The 16,166-nt window shown below is 36.8% G+C and carries 14 protein-coding genes and 1 pseudogene; 5 read left to right on the top strand and 10 right to left on the bottom strand.

Going from position 1 to position 16,166, the window contains the following annotated elements:
* Positions 1-55 precede the first annotated feature (55 nt).
* A complete protein-coding gene (locus JFV29_RS00170; RefSeq protein WP_201180509.1) occupies positions 56-1,042 on the bottom strand; it encodes a sensor histidine kinase in 987 nt (328 codons plus the stop codon).
* Positions 1,042-1,749, bottom strand: a complete 708-nt coding sequence (locus JFV29_RS00175; RefSeq protein WP_201180510.1) for a response regulator transcription factor — start codon at positions 1,747-1,749, stop codon at positions 1,042-1,044. The genes JFV29_RS00170 and JFV29_RS00175 overlap by 1 nt, the downstream gene beginning before the upstream one ends.
* 213 nt (positions 1,750-1,962) lie before the next feature.
* Between JFV29_RS00175 and JFV29_RS30070 the strand changes: the two are divergent.
* Both JFV29_RS30070 and JFV29_RS00190 read left to right on the top strand, forming a co-directional pair.
* A pseudogene (locus tag JFV29_RS30070) lies at positions 1,963-2,799 on the top strand (IS3 family transposase); the annotation flags it as partial.
* 65 nt (positions 2,800-2,864) lie between these two features.
* Complete coding sequence (locus JFV29_RS00190; RefSeq protein ID WP_201254625.1) at positions 2,865-3,080, top strand: DL-endopeptidase inhibitor IseA family protein; 216 nt, start codon at positions 2,865-2,867, stop codon at positions 3,078-3,080.
* Positions 3,081-3,249: 169 nt separating this feature from the next.
* On the opposite strand, the gene JFV29_RS00195 is transcribed toward JFV29_RS00190, so the two are convergent.
* The 4 genes from JFV29_RS00195 to JFV29_RS00210 all read right to left on the bottom strand — a co-directional run bounded on the left by JFV29_RS00195 (position 3,250) and on the right by JFV29_RS00210 (position 7,264).
* Positions 3,250-4,242 carry an HAAS signaling domain-containing protein gene (locus tag JFV29_RS00195; protein WP_056519546.1) on the bottom strand — a complete coding sequence of 331 codons (993 nt, stop codon included), beginning with the start codon at positions 4,240-4,242 and terminating at the stop codon, positions 3,250-3,252.
* Complete coding sequence (locus tag JFV29_RS00200) at positions 4,229-4,576, bottom strand: PadR family transcriptional regulator (RefSeq protein ID WP_201180513.1); 348 nt, start codon at positions 4,574-4,576, stop codon at positions 4,229-4,231. The genes JFV29_RS00195 and JFV29_RS00200 overlap by 14 nt, the downstream gene beginning before the upstream one ends.
* Positions 4,577-4,753: 177 nt before the next feature.
* Positions 4,754-6,106: a GntP family permease gene (locus JFV29_RS00205; RefSeq protein WP_201180515.1), complete on the bottom strand. Its 1,353-nt coding sequence runs from the start codon at positions 6,104-6,106 to the stop codon at positions 4,754-4,756.
* An 18-nt stretch (positions 6,107-6,124) separates the two neighbouring features.
* Complete coding sequence (locus tag JFV29_RS00210) at positions 6,125-7,264, bottom strand: glycerate kinase (protein WP_201180516.1); 1,140 nt, start codon at positions 7,262-7,264, stop codon at positions 6,125-6,127.
* Positions 7,265-7,576: 312 nt separating this feature from the next.
* Between JFV29_RS00210 and JFV29_RS00215 the strand changes: the two genes are divergently transcribed.
* Complete coding sequence (locus JFV29_RS00215) at positions 7,577-8,671, top strand: CdaR family transcriptional regulator (protein WP_201180518.1); 1,095 nt, start codon at positions 7,577-7,579, stop codon at positions 8,669-8,671.
* Positions 8,672-8,812: 141 nt separating this feature from the next.
* Complete coding sequence (locus JFV29_RS00220) at positions 8,813-10,420, top strand: FMN-binding glutamate synthase family protein (RefSeq protein ID WP_201180519.1); 1,608 nt, start codon at positions 8,813-8,815, stop codon at positions 10,418-10,420.
* A gap of 556 nt (positions 10,421-10,976) precedes the next feature.
* On the opposite strand, the gene JFV29_RS00225 is transcribed toward JFV29_RS00220, so the two are convergent.
* Both JFV29_RS00225 and JFV29_RS00230 read right to left on the bottom strand, forming a co-directional pair.
* On the bottom strand, positions 10,977-11,951 hold the full coding sequence (locus tag JFV29_RS00225) for an MBL fold metallo-hydrolase (RefSeq protein WP_342366462.1): 975 nt from the start codon (positions 11,949-11,951) through the stop codon (positions 10,977-10,979).
* A gap of 406 nt (positions 11,952-12,357) precedes the next feature.
* Complete coding sequence (locus JFV29_RS00230; RefSeq protein WP_190269573.1) at positions 12,358-12,951, bottom strand: branched-chain amino acid aminotransferase; 594 nt, start codon at positions 12,949-12,951, stop codon at positions 12,358-12,360.
* 175 nt (positions 12,952-13,126) lie between these two features.
* On the opposite strand from JFV29_RS00230, the gene JFV29_RS00235 reads away from it, so the two are divergent.
* Positions 13,127-14,245 carry an NAD(P)/FAD-dependent oxidoreductase gene (locus tag JFV29_RS00235; RefSeq protein ID WP_201180520.1) on the top strand — a complete coding sequence of 373 codons (1,119 nt, stop codon included), beginning with the start codon at positions 13,127-13,129 and terminating at the stop codon, positions 14,243-14,245.
* A 288-nt stretch (positions 14,246-14,533) separates the two neighbouring features.
* Here JFV29_RS00235 and glaH read toward each other — a convergent pair whose 3' ends face one another.
* Positions 14,534-15,472, bottom strand: coding sequence for a glutarate dioxygenase GlaH (gene glaH / locus JFV29_RS00240; RefSeq protein WP_201180521.1), 939 nt, complete (start codon positions 15,470-15,472; stop codon positions 14,534-14,536).
* A 332-nt stretch (positions 15,473-15,804) separates the two neighbouring features.
* Positions 15,805-16,146, bottom strand: a complete 342-nt coding sequence (locus JFV29_RS00245; RefSeq protein ID WP_057213787.1) for a DUF3870 domain-containing protein — start codon at positions 16,144-16,146, stop codon at positions 15,805-15,807.
* Between the last annotated feature and the right edge of the window lie 20 nt (positions 16,147-16,166).

Raw genomic sequence — 16,166 nt, forward strand, 5'->3', positions numbered from 1 at the left:
CTAACAACTTTGTAAGATTCAAAAAAATACCGATAAATGATATTTCATTCATCGGCTAATGATATACATAAGGGAATACAAGTTGAACTGTTGTTCCCTCTCCTACTTTAGATTCCAATTTAATTTCATGATGTAATTTAGTACATACTTCTTGTGAAAGATATAATCCCATTCCTGTCGATTCTTTAAATTTCCGACCGTTTTCTCCTGTATAAAATGGTCGGAACACGCGCGGTAAATCAGAAGCTATGATTCCCACACCCCGATCTTTCACTTCTAAAATAACTGTACGTTTGTTGGTAAAGGCTGAAATTGTAATTTTTTCTTTGCTTCCTGTTGAATATTTAATCGCATTTGAAAGAAGTTGGTTAAGAATAAATCGAAACCATTTCTTATCTGTTTCTACTGTAAGATCTGGATCTACTTTTACTTCTGGGTAGACATCACTACGTATAAAATAACGTTTATTTTCATGAATGACAGAATCAATCATTTTCAGCAATGATACCCTCTCTACAATGAAATCTTGTTCAAATGTCTCTAGTCGAGCAAGATATAGCACAGTTTCTAATCCTTTTTTGATTCGCTCCGTTTCTTCCGTTATACTATCAAATTCGGAACCTTCTGTTGCCTGTGTAATTAATTCAATGACAGAAAGAGGCGTTTTCATTTGATGAACCCATTGGTTCATAAAGGTAAGTTGTTCCTGGTGTTTTCGTTCCCATTTTTTTAATTGTTTTTGATAATGACGATATTGGACTTGCAGTAATGTATCTAACGCTGTTGATAAAGGAGTGAAATCCCTCTCCCTTATTGATTCACTTAGTGTATCCATTGGATTTGATAAACTTGTATAAAATGATCGATGACTACAATATCGATATACAAGGTATACAATTAATAAGCAAACACCGAGAAACAATGTATATAATACAATCGATACATGGGAAAAACCATCCAGCCAATATATTAAAAGGATGATGAATGATTGAATCATTGAAATACAAATAAGTGGGATATGTTCTCTTAAAAATAATTTCATTACTGGTTATCACCCTTTGTCCAAGTAGTATTCAAGCGATATCCGGCACCACGAACAGTTTCTAGTACATCACCAACTCCTAAATATTGTAATTTTTTTCGAACTCGACCGATATTGACACTTAACGTATTTTCATCTACATATGTATGAACGTCCCAAAGCTCTTCTAAAATTGCTTCACGTTTTACAAGGATAGGGGACTTTATTAATAACATTTCTAGTAATAATGTTTCTTTTTTTGTAAGTGTAACAACTTTTTCTTCCAAACGAAGTTCCATCCTTTCAGGAAAAAGGGTTAATCCAGATTTTTCAACTACACGTTCCGTTACTTTAGGTGCATATTCACCATACGCCCTTCTTAATTGACTACGAATTTTAGACATTACCACTTCATAGTAAAATGGTTTTGTAATATAGTCATCACCACCATTTTCTAAGGCCATCACTTGATCCATCTCTCCACTCCTTGCAGATAGAAATATAATTGGACAAGTAGAAATAGCTCGTATTTGGCGGCACCAATAATAACCGTCAAAATTAGGCAGATTTATATCTAATAGCACTAAATCTGGTTTAATCTTTTGAAATGTATCTAAGATATTTTCAAAATCCTCTATAATAACACTTTGATATCCATATTTTTTAATATGAATTCGCAGTAATTCAGCGATTTTTATATCATCTTCTACAATCATGATTGTATTCATATTGTACTCACCTCTAATTTAAGTGTGATTTTTAATGTTCGTTTGGCTTTTTATATTTAATTTTTAAGTAAATTTATATAAAAGAGATGATATCTTACATACACCCTTAAATGCAATTAATATCAAATAAAGCGTATATCGTGGAGTTAGTATAGTTTCATGGACACATTTTAGTTAAGTCCTTACAATGATTTTTGAGAGGATGTGTCCGTCTTGGAACGTAAGAATACAGGTAAAAAATATAATAATGAATTCAAGAAGACTATTGTAGATCTTTATCACTCGGGTAATTAGGTCAAAGAATTAAGCGGCGTATATGGCGTATCAGAAGTTACCATTTATAAATGGGTTAAAGAATTTACCCATATCAGTTTAGGGGAAGAGTCTATGACTCCAAAGGAATTAGCCGCCATACAGAAGGAAAACCTTCGGTTAAAGCAAGAAGTTGAAATCTTAAAAAAGGCTATGGCCATATTCGCGAAAAAGTAACCGAGACAGTTCTTACCGAATTTATTGAGGAACACAAGAAACAATATCCCATACAAAAAATGTGTGAAATACTAGAAATCCCAAGAAGCAGCCATTATCAGTCCCTTCAAATAGTCTTATCAAATCGCAAACAGGAAAACCAAGAACTCACGAAGGAAATTCATCTCATTTACCAGGAAAGCAATGGAACGATATGGGGCTCCAAATATTCATGAAAGCTTATTATCCAAAGGGTTTTCCCTAAGTCTAAAGCGTGTTCAACGTTTAATGAGCAAGGCGAGAATTCGTTCTATTACTAAGAAAAAATACCGTCCCTATCCATCTAAAGAAAAGGTTATTCAATTGGATAACTTGCTAAAACGAGACTTCACTACTCAGACCATTAATGAGAAATGGGTAGCAGATATTACGTATATCCACACGTTAAAAGACGGATGGTGTAACTTAGCTTCGGTACTGGACCTTCATTCTAAGAAAATAGTAGGGTATTCATTTTCTCGTTCAATGACGACAGAACTGGTCATAAAAGCTTTCAATAACGCACACATTTCACAAAAGCCCTTGGAGATTTAACTGAAACATTTACTAATAGTGCAGTAGAAAAAGGGCTGACTAAGTATAAATATATTACGTATAAAGGAAAATTAGCTCGTCCTATAGGGGACGGCGACAGCATGTTAGAATGGCGGAAAGCAAAAATTAAATTGGTCTCTCAAAAACTAAACGTTAGATCTTATAAATTAATTGTTCCTACTGTTGATGGTGACACCGTAAACCGAATTGTTACCTTTTACAAGTCAGGATCTACTTGGAAAGTAAATCAGTTCGATGCAGTTCAATAAGAAAATAGCAAAATGAAACACCTCTTATCCAAATAGTTAAAACTATATTGGATAAGAGGTGTATTTTTTATGAGAACTACCATTTGAATGGATAATTCTTTATATAGGCTCATATTTGTGTATGGCGCGGAACCTCACTTCTAATAAAGCACAGCAAGTATGCTGTGTATTAACGGATTTTTGCTTTTCGAAAGCCTTTATAGGATTCCAAGACTGTAAAAAATACATCGATTAGTATGACTCCCCAGTAAATCGAGCTTTTCCATTCATTGATAGAAAATAGATTCGAGATATACGTAATGAATTCGTGGGTGAATAAATTCGGATTACTGATGATGATGATAAATGTTATAGTGGATAGTAGCTGATAAATGGCATTGATCAAGGCAAGTTTTAGCGTCCATTGTCCTACGAGTAACTTGTAAATAGCCAAGATGACACCCAAGATAATGATGCAAAAAATCAGCGGCCAATAGGAATTCAAGACCTCTTGATTAAAAGAGGGTGTCACAAAAATAAGGCCGTTATTTCTTCCTTCATAGACACCTAAGAGGTTGGCTGCGTTGAAATAAACGACAGCGAATATTGAGATAGCTAACAAACTTCCGAAAATCTCAATCTTAGGAATTACTTTTTTCTTAGAAATGTTCGGAATATGTTTTAAATCCTCTGGAGTCCATCGTTTCAAACTTTTTGTTAAAGGCATCTGATCCTTTGAAGTATCTGTGCGTTCTAAAATGGCAAATAAAAGCGTTAACCAAAAAAACACTTGGATACCTGTACTGATGATCCCTGCTATCCCTTTTCCTATTAACATGATAACTACTTCTATAATCGTTTTTTCACCAATATCTCCAAACACATTTTCTCCTATAAGTGCAATCAAGGAAATTACGGCTGCGATTGGTAAAATCATTTTTAATAGACTGATATATACATCATAATAACGTGGTCCAATCAAGTGCATCGGCCGATCTCGATAACCACTTGCCAGTGTAACCGGATCTCCTAATTTTAAAAGGACCTCTTTCACGTCTTGCTCGGTATAATCGTCTGGAAGCATATCTTCGATTGTAGACTGAAGCTCAAGCGCAATATCCTCTCGGTTTTTCTCTGGTAGTCTGCGGGTAACTTCCTGAATATAAAGTTCAATCAGTTCCATCGTCTTCCTCTCCTTTTAATAAAATATAAAGCTCCTGAGATGTTTTTTCCCATTCCTTCTTTAGTTGAATGAAAATTTCGTTTCCATAATCGCTTAAAATATAATACTTACGCGGTCTGCTCTCTGTAGTATCCCAGCTACTAGTCACCAATTCCTGTTTTTCCAGGCGTCGAAGCAATGGATATAATGTACTTTGATCAATGGTAATTCCCGACTTCTCTAATCGTTGGACAAGCGAATAACCATATTGGGGTTTTTTGAGCTGACTTAGAACTGCTAACGTCAAAGTTCCTCTGCGAAGCTCTGTTGTTAATGAATTCAATAAAGTGCTCACCCACTCACCTCTTCTCTATACTATGTGACGTACACTATACTTTATACTATGTATCATACACTATTATAGTTCCTACACCAACAAAAAATGTAAATATTTTCTGAAAAAGGATTTAGTGTATGGAAATTTTAGAATCACAAAAAAGAGAAGCGGTTTCCGCCTCTCTGCATTTCGTTATTAAAATCTTACAAGAATGACCCATAAAATCATCGTGGTAATTATCGTAACTACGCCCTGGAGCAATGTTGCCATCGTTTGTGCTTTGTAGGCATCCGTTACTTTCATTCCACTAAGTTGGGTGACTACCCAGAAGAAGCTATCATTTACATGGCTAACAGTCATCGCACCTGCTCCAACAGCCATAACAACCAGTGCAAGTGGGACAGCACCCTCAATACCTAGTGTTGGTAGCATTGGTGCAATCAGTGATGATGTAATGACTAATGATGCTGTGGATGACCCCTGAGCTGTTTTCAAACCAGCTGCAATAAGGAATGGAACTAACAGGAACAAAGCTCCACTAAAGATGCTTCCAAGATCCCAACCTTGAATGATGTCAGCGATACCTGTATTTTTAATGACTGTTCCAAAAGCCCCGCCTGCTCCTGTAATTAATAAAATTGGGGCTGCATCTAATAAGGCTGTCGCAATCCAATTTGTTAACGTTTCTTCATCATATTTTGGTAGCAAGGTGAGTGCTGAGATAACACCTACAAGCAATGCAATCACAGGCTGGCCTAAGAAAATGAAAAATGAAGCGATACTTCCTTCTGTTCCAATCAGATTTAATACCGAACTAACTCCAATTAGGACGATTGGTAAAACAATCGGTAAAAAGGATTGAAAAGCAGATGGCATTTTCCCAAATGAACGAACAATCTCATCATAATCGTAGTCCAAATCATTTCGATCATCTTCTACCTCTATTTTGCTGGCCACTTTTATTGACCATAAATATCCAGCAAGTGCCGCAGGAATAGCGGTAATAAGCCCTATTAAAATGACAGTTCCTAAATATCCATCTGCTCCTATATTTCCTGCTGCTGCAATTGGACCGGGAGTAGGCGGCACAAGCGTATGCGTTGCATACAAACCAGTTGCAAGCGCAACTGACATTGAAGCAACAGCTACTTTTGCCCGTTTTGCCAAGGCTTTTCTTAAGCTGGATAGAATTACGAATCCAGAATCACAAAAAACAGGTATGGATACAATAAAGCCAATCAAACTCATCGCTAGCTGCGGTCTTTTTGGACCGACAATACGCAGTACAACCTCTGCCATTCGTAAAGCTGCTCCTGCCTTTTCCAAAATAGTTCCAATAATTGTTCCAAAAACGATGACAAGCCCAATGCTTGTCATCAAACCGCCAAATCCCCCGTTTATATTCTCTACAATTTGTTCTAGAGGCATTCCTGAAGCAAACCCAACAAACAAGGTTCCTAATAGAAGCGATAAGAACGGATGTAGCTTAAATTTAGTTGTTGCAAATACAATCAAAAAAACTCCGATGGCTAAAACAATAAATAACATATGATAACTCCCTATTTTTTATTTTTTAAAAGAAGCTAAAAAAGTGCGCATAACTTGCTCAGCTGAAACCTCTAAAAATTCAGCCCCTCTTTCCATAGCTTCTTGTAACGGCATGGGAGCGTTTACAAGACTATGAATGCTAGTAATTCCATGATTATATAAAACGTCAATACCTGTTCCAATTGAACCAGCTAAGACAAATACAGGAATGCCTTGCTTTTTCGCTTCTTCTGCCACCCCCATGGGTGTTTTACCTGATGCAGTTTGGTAATCGATTTGTCCTTCACCAGTAAAGACACAATGAGCTCCAAGGAGTTTTTCTCCAAGTTTGGTATATTCAATAACGATATCGACGCCTCTTTTCGTTTCGGCAGAGAAAAAGGCTTGGAATGCACCGCCAATTCCGCCTGCAGCACCAGCCCCTGCTTTATTATGCAAGCGAATACCTGTCTTGGTTTCTACCAAATCAGCCCAAATTGATAATGCTTTATCGAGAAGATCCACCATGACTGGTGTTGCCCCTTTTTGTGGACCAAATACAGAAGAGGCCCCATCAGGTCCGACCAATGGATTTTGAACATCTGATGCGATTATAAACTCACATTCTGCTATTCTTGAATCAAAATCTTGTGTATTTATTTCCACAATTCGTGATAATTCCGCCCCTCCGAATCCAACCGATTTCCCTTCTAAATCTAATGTTTTCATTCCTAAAGCCTGGAGCATTCCCACTCCGCCATCATTGGTAGCGCTTCCACCAATTCCTAAAATAAATTTTCGACATCCATCGTTCAATGCTTTTTGAATGAGCTCGCCAGTTCCATATGTAGTGGCTATCAATGGGTTCAATTTATCTGACTCGACTAAACATAAACCTGATGCACTTGCCATTTCAATCACACATGTTTCCTGATCTCCCAAGATTCCATATGCAGCCTGCACACTATCAAGTAATGGTCCTTTTACTGTAACTTCGACTTTCCGACCATTTGTTGCAGCAACAAGACTATCCATTGTACCCTCGCCGCCATCCGCTACGGGAACTAGTAGTGTCTCTGCTGCTGGCAATACCTTTTTGACTCCCCGGTCTATTGCTTGCGAAGCCTCTAGTGCTGTCAAGCTTCCTTTAAAGGAATCTGGTGCAATAACAATTTTCATGGTCAGGCCCCCCTACGAATAAATTTAATATTAGGTTTATTATAATCTTCAGAAATATTTTAATCATCGTTCAAGCTATACAAAAAATTAGTATGACATATTTAGTTTTTTTGGCTATACTACATAGAAATAATTATCCTATGTTTGTTTTTTCATTAATATCTAAATTTATAAAACTACTAGTATTAGAGCGGGTTTGAGTATTACCTTAAAACACTTATATAAAAATTAAAAGGTTAGTTAATAAAAATAGCTACACTTACTCTATCTCAGCAGTAAAACTACCTAAAAAACTATTTAAGGATGATTTATATGCTAACTCAAGAAATCGTTAGGGAAATTGTTAAACAAACAACTATTAGACTCAATCGAAATATCAATATTATGGATGAGAAAGGAATCATTATTGCTTCAGGGAATCCTGATCGTATTAACCAAGCGCATTTTGGAGCAATAGAGGTACTTAAAACCAGTAAACCTTTAATTATTCATGAACAGGATCGCCATCATTGGCTGGGCGTACTTCCTGGTATTAATTTACCCATAGAGTTCCAGAAAGTAATTATTGGTGTTATAGGAATCACAGGAGACCCCGCAGAACTCAAGGAGTTTGGAGAATTAGTGAAAATGATTACAGAAATGATGCTTAATCAATCATTTATGGCAGAACAACTCGAGTGGAAACAGCATTTGAAGGAACTCGTTTTTGAAGACTTACTTAAGGAAACGATTAATCAAAATTCAATAGATCAGCGACTCAACCTGATTGGAATGAAATTAGAACCTCCTTTTCAAGTAGGTATTTTGGAAATAAAATTGAATCCGTTAAAAAAGAATGAGGTGATCCAACTATTAGAAAATGTTTTCGATACACAACACACCCTTATTGGATTCTTAAACGTTAATCGAGTTTTCATACTAACTTCTACCCTTACTGAAAATTTAATGAAGCAAAAAATGAATACAGCTATCCATCAATTAATCGCAAAAAGATTTTCTTTGCGGGTTGGGATGGGTTCATTGGCGGAATCCGAATTATATATATGTCACTCATTCCACGAAGCCGAATCAGCCCTGCTACTCGGCGACGACAATCAGTCTTTAACTACATATACAGAAGTGGAAACCAAAGCCCTTTTGGACCGAATAGATGATCGAACGAAACAACAATTTCAAGAAAGAATATTGGGGAGCTTATCTGAAAAACTGATTGAAACACTCCAACAATTTTTCCTTAGTAACTTAAATATCGGCGAATGTGCAAAAAGTATGTACATTCACCGTAATTCTCTTATTTACAGAATCAAAAAAATAAAGGAAATCACCGGTTATAACCCTCAGGAGCTAAATGATGCAATAACCTTACAATTAGCCATTTGGGTCAAACAAATGCAGCGGAAAGTTTGATTATTATTGAGTGATAAAGTTGTACCTTCAATCTAATTATGTTCCTTTCCTGTTTAAGAGTCTGAAGTAAATTTTTGTATAAATAATCGAAGTACCGAGTAGATTAACAATACATGATTCTTTGCATACAGGAGGGCTAGGATGAATAGCATCGCCAATATTTTAATTATTCTTGGATTTTCTATTATTTTCTTAATTTTCATTGTAATAGTTCTTTTATTAATCTATATGATTTTCTTTGATCGTAGGCAGAAACATCATGCGATTCTAAGGAATTATCCAGTGCTGGGAAGGGTTCGTTACTTTTTAGAAAAGATAGGTCCTGAAATGCGTCAATACTGGTTCAACAGTGATAATGAGGGAAAACCTTTTTCTCGAGATGACTATGAACACATGGTAAAAAGCTCAAAATATTTACGGGATGTCATTGGTTTTGGTTCAAAACGAGATTTCGATGAAGAAGGATTCTTTGTAAGGAATAGTATGTTCCCAAAATTGGCTGAAGAAGAAAAATACGACCGAGAAACAAAAGTGATGACTAAAAGATACGTCCTTATGAAGGATCCGCTTTTCTCACAACGAGAAGAAACATGGGGAGATGAAGAATCCAATGCCTATTTATTGGATGATGAGGATGCTGTGATTATTGGTCCGAACACAAAAAATCCCTTTAAATTAAAAGGACTTATCGGGATGTCTGCTATGAGTTATGGATCATTGGGGAAGAATGCTATCACTGCTCTGTCTGAAGGATTAGCTTTAGCAAAAGGCACATGGATGAATACAGGAGAAGGTGGCCTTTCCCCTTATCATTTAATAGGAGGGGTCGATATTATTATGCAAATCGGACCAGCCATGTTTGGAGTTCGAGATAGTATCGGCGAAATGGATTGGGATGAGTTAAAAAGAAAAAGTGAAATTCCAGAAATCAAAGCCTTTGAGGTTAAATTAGCCCAAGGGGCAAAAACTCGCGGAGGTCATATCGATGCTGAAAAAGTAAATCCTGAAATTGCAGAGATTCGAAAGGTTGAGGCTTACAAATCAATCGATAGTCCGAATCGATTTCATCAATTTCATGATGTAGAATCAATGTGTGACTTCGTTGACAAAATCCGAAACCATACAGGCATACCGGTTGGTATTAAAATGGTTATCGGTGGAAATGATAGTGTTGAAAAACTTGCCAAATATATGAAAGATACTGGAAAAGGTCCAGATTTCATAACATTGGATGGCGGAGAAGGAGGCACAGGTGCTTCTTATCAAGAATTGATTGATAGCGTAGGGTTGCCTATCAAATCAGCTTTACCAATCCTAGTTTCAACTCTTGAAAAATATGGCGTCCGAGATCAGGTAAAAATCATTGCCTCTGGTAAGCTGTTCACTCCTGACCGAATTGCCATCGCTTTAGCTATGGGAGCCGATCTTGTCAATATAGCTCGTGGTTTCATGATTTCAATCGGATGTATACAGACTATGAAATGTCAATCCAATGCTTGTCCTGTCGGGGTTGCAACGACTGATCCAGAATTGCAACAGGCACTAGTCATTGATGAAAAGAAATACCGGGTCGTAAATTTTCTCGTTACCCTAAGAAAAGGACTATTCCGAATATCAGCAGCCGCTGGTTTAGATTCTCCCGTTCGTTTCCAGCCAATGCATATTAGCTATAAGGACGACAAAGGAATCGTCACGTCCCTTGAAAATATTCTAAATGAAGTAAAGGGACAAATAAGAGTAAGTAAATAGTTGTAAAAGTACTAAACCACCGCCTATTTTGTTGATAGGCGTTTTTTTTGTCGAAGTCTCCTCTTCTATTTCCTTCGATACGAAAAGAAATGAAAGTGAAGTCAATGGCCCCCTCAATTTTACGAACCAAATGGTTCGCTGGCACCAGTTGATCCAAAGTAATCATTTCAAGTTGATCTCGCTGAATAGAATTATGTTTCGAAAGCATTGTCATCACATCAAGTTTTAATACTCCTATATTAAAACAAAAAAGACTGTAGGCAAAAGTGTTTATTTCTAATTGTTAAAACAAAGTTGATTGGAACGGAAAGTGCGAGACTCCGGGAAAAGCGTGTCCAAGGGAGACCCCACAGGCGCAAAGGCGCCGAGGAGGCTCCCTGACCGCCCGCGGAAAGCGAGTGCCCTACGTTCCAATCAACGTTCGAATTTTTACAACCCCTCAAAAAAACTGTAGACAAACTCGATTTTCATCGAGTTTGTCTACAGTCTGAAAGCTCATGTGTATGAGCTTGTATAAACCAAATTAAATTTTTAAAATCAAAACTAGGAAGAAAAATTAAATGGATTGATAATACCATATGCCTTCACGTTTGAATTTACTGCATTGGTCGTTGGAATAGAGGTATTCAAGGTGTGCCAATGTTTCACCCACCGCAAACCGTGATTCGTGGATTGATAAATTTTTAAAAAGGACATTGCACGAGGCATTTACTGTTATCGGCTCTTTCATGTTTTCATAAACTTCATTTAATCGATCTTGATGGTGATCCAATAATTCCACAATTCTTTTATTGGCATTTTTAAAAGGTGTTCCATGTGAAGGGATGACATATTCAACGTCTAGCTTTTGTATTTTTTTCAATGAAGTAAGAAACGCTTCTAATGGATTGTTGATGCCTCGAAACCAATACGAGATATTTGGTGAAATCCTAGGTAAAATATGATCTGTTGAGAAAAGGACACTATTTTCCTTATTATATAGGGTAATTAGCCCATCTGAATGTCCTGGTGTCAAAATCACTTCATATTCGTACTTGCCAAAACATATTTTCATCCCTTCTTCAAGGTGATTATTCACAGTAGGATAGGGTTTTACCTGTGTGATAAAGCTAATTTCATCACTGGACAAGGCAGATGCTTTATCATCTATAATACCGCATGCATCATAATTGCCCTTAAGGAATTGTAGTGAACCAGGCTCCCAATATGTCGTCCCCGCCAATTCATCCACTTGTGTCATCCAAACATCTGCACCTGTTAATGCTTGTAAAGTTCCAGCATAGCCGAAATGATCTGGATGATAATGAGTAAGTACGATATCATTAACATCGTGTTTTTCAATTATGGGATTCCATATATCCCTTGTTACTTTGTTGTTCAATCCTGTATCAATAATTGTCCACCCTTTTTCACCTTCTGCTAGAAAACAATGAACGTGGTCCAACCTAAAAGGCAATGGAATGGTAACTTGAGTAACTTCCAATTCATTCAGCAAGTCTAATTCTCCTTCCAATATAACTATTGAATTCACTTTTCTTCTTGGATTCCCTCCTTCTTTAATAACGAAAAAACATTTTACGCCATGTAGTTATGGGATTCCTTTTATGGGGACTGTTTGGTTATCATATTCTACAAACAAATAGTTAATAGAAGTAACTATTAACTAAAGTTATATAATTTATTAATTCGACGAGTTCTCTGATGTTCCTCTAATCAATATCCTTGGATTTATCGATAATGGTATAAAAATCAAATTATTATTTTCTTTAAATAGTTGAGTTGCTGTATAAAGCAACACGATAATCTTACATCAAATTCAATTCGTGTAGAAATTATTCTATTAGAGAGGTCATTTTGCTTGCTTATTCCATTGTAATCACTACTAGTTAACTTAATGAAAAAGAACCGCCATCACTATATGATGGCGGTTCTTCGCTTTACTTATCTTCCTCGATTGTTTCAACAAGAATAAATAGAAAATTATAGATTAGACTAAAAGCTTCTCCTAATGACATGTCTTCTCGAAATCCTTTAACATTATTCAAGGCAAAATTCACGTCCCATAGCCCATCACCTTGGTTGAACATCAAACTGAATGACCCGATACCGCCTTGAAGCTCCTTATTTAAATAGGCTTTTATAGCATCTCCTATTTTTTTCTGAAATTTTAATCCGAACATGGCGTTATAAGTACTGAATACATCATCAACTTCCAAAGAAAGTGCCTCAACCCCGATTAGTTCGAACCATGAAGATTCAAAGTAAAGGAATTCCTCTATATTTGTTTTTAAAAACTCAATTGGTTGAGATAAAAATGCAGCAGTTTCTTCAGAAATCATTTCTTCGCTTTCTTTATTACTGCGTTCGATATAAGCATCAGCAAAGCGGAAAGTGTTTTCTTTTTCTACGATAGAAATATCGTCAGGGATTAACTTATGTCTCTCTGCATAATCCAATTCTTCTTTAAACAATTCCAGCTTGTTTTCACTTAAAGTTTTTGATATGTATGCTTCCATTTGTTTTTTTAACATGGTATGTCCTCCTAGTATCTTTTCAAACTGATCCGTTTCAATCATAGCATATTCATTACAGATAAAATAACTATGTGAAAAATCAATTAATATATCGATTGTGGCAATCGTTTGGCGTCTTCGATATAGTTATACTAGAGGGTTTTATACAAATGAAAGAAATGAGATGTTAAACATGCAAAAAATCATTATAGTGGGAGCAGGAATTTTAGGAGCCTCCACGGCCTATCAGCTTGTAAAAATGGGAGCCGATGTTGTCATTGTTGATCGCCTAGATAGAGGACAAGCCACCGCCGCTGCGGCAGGCATCGTGTGTCCATGGATTTCACAACGGCGTAATAAAGATTGGTATCACCTCGCGAAAAATGGTGCGCGTTTTTATCCCAATCTAATTAAAGAGCTTGAACGGGACGGGGAAACAGAGACTGGCTATGCCCAAGTAGGGGCTATCAGCTTACATACGGATGAAGAAAAACTGCTGGCCATGCAGAAACGAGCGACAAAGCGAAAAGAAGATGCACCTGAGATAGGGGATATTACTTTGCTCACTTCTGAGGAAACGAATGCCCTATTTCCGCCTCTTTCCGGCGAATATGCTGCTGTCCATATAAGTGGAGCCGCACGAGTCGATGGACGGGCACTTCGTGATTCATTACTTCGTGCTTCACAAAAAAACGGAGCGAAACTTATGTATGGTGAGGCTGCTCTGACATATAGCGATTCACAGGTAACAGGTGTAACAATTGCTGATGAGGTCATTGCCGCCGATAAAGTAATTGTATGCGCAGGAGCATGGGCCCATCAATTACTGGAACCATTGGGAGTCAATTTTCAAGTCAGCTTTCAAAAAGCTCAAATTGTTCATCTAGGGTTGCCGGATACAAACACAAATAACTGGCCGGTTGTTATGCCGCCTAGTGACCAATACTTGTTGGCTTTCGAAGATAATAAAATCGTAGCCGGGGCAACACATGAAAATATGGAAGTATTCGATAATCGAATGACCGCAGGAGGATTACAGGAAGTTTTTAATAAAGCATTAAATACTGCTCCTGGTTTGGCAGATAGTACGTTTATTGAAGCAAGAGTAGGGTTCAGACCCTTCACTCCTGATTTCCTTCCAGTAATTGGCCCCATACCTGATTGGGAAGGTATCATAGTTGCTAATGGGCTAGGTGCTTCCGGTCTAACAATGGGCCCTTATATCGGCTCTCAACTGGCAAATCTTGCACTTGATAGAGAAATAGACATCGATTTAGAAAAGTATGACGTGAAGGGTGCTATAGAAATGTAACCTCTTGTATTAGCGCTCGATATATAAATACACGAAACAAATAAAATAGATTAAGAATATGAACTGTGCCCAAGAAATAGACGATTGACAACAGTAATATCTTTGATTTACCACTAAATGACCCCGGCCTTTGTCCAGGGTCATTCTTTTCGGTATGCAATCGTACTTCAGTTTCGAATTCAGAGAAAAAAAAGACAAATTCTCGTTCCGAACCGAAAGGCAGGAAAAGAATTTATCTTTAAAAGGTTTTTGGGGATAGAGATAAACGATAGGGTTTACAGGTAAAACTTATTGGTTAAAACGTCCGCGCTGGCGTAGTAATTCTCGGTTCAAGTTTGGATCCTTTTCAAATGCAGCACGTCCGTGAAGCCAAAAAATATTATTAACGACAACCAAATCACCAACAGGAAGTTCTAGTTCAATTACACTTTCATCAGCTTCCAATGATTTAGAGAAATCACGTAGGTATTTTGCTTGTTCAATGGACTCAGGATAAACAAATTGATCGATAAAACAAACACCCGGCTTGTTATTATGATTAAAGAAAGTTAAACGTTCAATTTCTTGATCAATATTTTTACTTTTTGGAGCTTTATACGTAAATTTTTGATTTGCTAATGGGTGATTGACGTACTTATCAAGTTCCTTCCAATCATCAAGGTGTAATAAACGTGATTCGCCTCCGCGGGCATTTTCTTCGATCGTCTTCATCATAAGCAACCAGTCTGTCGGCTCATCTACAAAGGTACCGTCTGTATGAAGAGTAAATAAACGATATGCCTGACGTAGATATGAATCGCTGCTATCTGTATCTTGTACACTAAAACGTGCATAGTACTTTCCAGACATTGCATCATGGTTTGGAGTTCCAAGTAAATGTGAAATCGCTGTTGCGAAAATAACATATTCATCAGTATTTTCAGAGACACCTTCTAAACCAAGAGTGAATCCGCCAGACTCTCGATCATGAACAATGCTCCGAAGTACTTCGCCAAACTCTTCTCCTACTTGGTCCAATAGGTAAGAAGCGACAATGCGACGTGCGTATGGTGTATATTCCAAATGTTGTACAGATTGATTATCCTTTAATACTACTTCTAAAAAACTTGCAATTGCCTCTTTTGAGATTTCAATATGATACAAACGATCTGTTTGCGGGTGAACTTTCACCTCATATTTTTCAGTTTTCTTTTCAAACTTCGCTTTCTTTTTTTCTGCAATACTCATGAATAATTCCTCCTGTTATTTGTAAAATAGGGTAATGAGTTAACGGGAAATATAAAAAGCCAGTCGCACAAGTTCCCTACTAAAATAGGATTCTACTTGTACAACTGGCTTATATTCACTTCACTGCTCTATGCAAATAGAGTCACAGCGAATATGCAGTTTATGTATTATTTATGTTTCCTGTTTCCAATTATTATAATCTATTCACGATTTTGAAAAGGTATTTTACAAAAGGTGATAATGTCATAATATTGGCTTAATTCAATTAAAACACTTGCGTATTCTAATGTCAACTCTTTTTACTTATTATTCAGATAAATTAAATCAAAAATCTAGTTCGGTTGTTTTGGTTTTTCCCCGGCCTTAATTTGCTGAAAATGGAGATCTAAGTCTTTTAATGCAGCGATCAACGCATTTGTTGCCTTTCCCCGATAATAGGATTGAATAGATTCTATCGCATTATCAACACCATCATTTAAACTAGTCCCTTTTAACACGCGTCCAATAAATTCACGTCCATGTTCTGTTGCCAATGTACAGGAAGCTTCTAGTATAACCCCATATTTAGCATCGACTTCTGCAGTAATGGTTAACGTTTCAAAGACACTTTTTGCTGCCATTCCCTGGGGTAAACGTGCGTGACCTGCAATAAATATTGTTTTACCATTAAACATGAGGCTTCTTCCTTTCTAAA

Source organism: Peribacillus sp. TH16, from assembly GCF_016651095.1.
Lineage (GTDB): Bacteria > Bacillota > Bacilli > Bacillales > DSM-1321 > Peribacillus > Peribacillus butanolivorans.